The organism is Cobetia sp. SIMBA_158 (assembly GCF_046566945.1).
GTDB lineage: Bacteria > Pseudomonadota > Gammaproteobacteria > Pseudomonadales > Halomonadaceae > Cobetia > Cobetia amphilecti.
The window spans coordinates 1-278 of record NZ_JAWJYL010000264.1; the positions used below are offsets into that span (position 1 = coordinate 1).

A 278-nucleotide genomic window follows, 5' to 3' on the forward strand; every position below is an offset into this window, starting at 1 on the left:
GTGGCGTTCCCGTTCCTGAACTCGCTGTCGTTCTGGATGACGGCGATCGCCGCGATACTCATGAACCTGTCGCTCGTGATCGGCGAGTTCGCGCAGGTGGGCTGGCTCGCGTATCCGCCGCTGTCTGAGTTGCAATACAGTCCAGGCGTCGGGGTCGACTATTACATCTGGGCGTTGCAGCTCTCGGGCGTCGGCACGCTGATCCCGGCGATCAACTTCTTCGTCACGATCATCAAGATGCGCGCGCCGGGCATGAGCCTGATGAAGATGCCGGTGTT

Annotated in this window: 1 protein-coding gene; it reads left to right on the top strand. The window is 61.2% G+C overall.

The annotated features are described in order from the left end of the window. The coding region (locus R2R70_RS19895) for a cbb3-type cytochrome c oxidase subunit I (protein WP_410978883.1) at window positions 1-278 on the top strand (278 nt) is incomplete at both ends.